1 protein-coding gene is annotated in these 1,666 nt (G+C 69.9%); it reads right to left on the reverse strand.

Features of this window, described 5'->3' with window-relative positions:
- Positions 1–1,666: Ig-like domain-containing protein (locus tag IVB42_RS03295; protein WP_249808059.1), on the reverse strand; the 1,666-nt coding region annotated here is incomplete at both ends.

Below are 1,666 nucleotides of genomic sequence, written 5' to 3' on the forward strand. Positions count from 1 at the left end.
GCCGTCGAGGATGGTGACGCTGGCGCCGGCGTCGGCGACGTCGACCGTGCCGGTGATGGTCTGGCTGGCCTGGTTGACCGGTCCGCCGGTGCTGGTGATCGCAACCGTCGGCGCCGCCGTGTCCAGGGTGAAGCTCAGCGAGGCCGAACCGGTGTTGCCGAAGCTGTCGGTCTGGCTTGCGACGATGGTGTGCGATCCATCGGCCAGCCCGCTCGGGAGGAACGACCACGCCCCTTGCGCCTCGGTGGTGGCGGTGGCCGCGACCGGAGTGCCGTCAATGGTGAAGTGGACCACGGTGTTGGCAAGCCCGGTGCCGCTCAGCGCCGGGTTGGCGGTGACGTGGTCGATGGCCGAGCTGCCGGTGTCGACGGTGAGGGTCTCGGTCACTGTCGGCCCGGTGGTGCTGAGCGTGTAGACCACCGCGCTGCTGGTGGCGGTGTTGCCGGCGGCATCGCTCACCCGTGCGGTCAGCGAGTTGCTGCCGTTGTTGAGGCTGACCGTGGTGCTCCAGCTGCCATTGCCCTGCACGACGGCGGTGCCGATCGGCGTGGTGCCGTCGAGGATGGTGACGCTGGCGCCGGCGTCGGCGACGTCGACCGTGCCGGTGATGGTCTGGCTGGCCTGGTTGACCGGTCCGCCGGCGCTGGTGATGGCAACCGTCGGCGCAGTCGTGTCCAGGGTGAAGCTCAGCGCGGCCGAACCGGTGTTGCCGAAGCTGTCGGTCTGGCTTGCGACGATGGTGTGCGATCCATCGGCCAGCCCGCTCGGGAGGAACGACCACGCCCCTTGCGCCTCGGTGGTGGCCGTGGCCGCGACCGGAGTGCCGTCAATGGTGAAGTGCACCACGGTGTTGGCAAGCCCGGTGCCGCTCAGCGCCGGGTTGGCGGTGACGTGGTCGATGGCCGAGGTGCCGGTGTCGGCGACCAGGGTCTCGGTCACTGTCGGCCCGGTGGTGCTGAGCGTGTAGACCACCGCGCTGCTGGTGGCGGTGTTGCCGGCGGCATCGTTCACCCGGGCGGTCAGCGAGTTGCTGCCGTTGTTGAGGCTGACCGTGGTGCTCCAGCTGCCATTACCTTGCACGATGGCGGTGCCGATCGGCGTGGCGCCGTCGAGGATGGTGACGCTGGCGCCGGCGTCGGCGACGTCGACCGTGCCGGTGATGGTCTGGCTGGCCTGGTTGACTGGTCCGCCGGCGCTGGTGATGGCAACCGTCGGCGCAGTCGTGTCCAGGGTGAAGCTCAGCGCGGCCGAACCGGTGTTGCCGAAGCTGTCGGTCTGGCTTGCGACGATGGTGTGCGATCCATCGGCCAGCCCGCTCGGGAGGAACGACCACGCCCCTTGCGCCTCGGTGGTGGCGGTGGCCGCGACCGGAGTGCCGTCAATGGTGAAGTGGACCACGGTGTTGGCAAGCCCGGTGCCGCTCAGCGCCGGGTTGGCGGTGACGTGGTCGATGGCCGAGCTGCCGGTGTCGACGGTGAGGGTCTCGGTCACTGTCGGCCCGGTGGTGCTGAGCGTGTAGACCACCGCGCTGCTGGTGGCGGTGTTGCCGGCGGCATCGTTCACCCGGGCGGTCAGCGAGTTGCTGCCGTTGTTGAGGCTGACCGTGGTGCTCCAGCTGCCATTGCCCTGCACGACGGCGGTGCCGATCGGCGTGGTGCCGTCGAGG

The sequence above is a fragment of the Bradyrhizobium sp. 45 genome (assembly GCF_023073155.1).
GTDB classification, from domain to species: domain Bacteria; phylum Pseudomonadota; class Alphaproteobacteria; order Rhizobiales; family Xanthobacteraceae; genus Bradyrhizobium; species Bradyrhizobium canariense_D.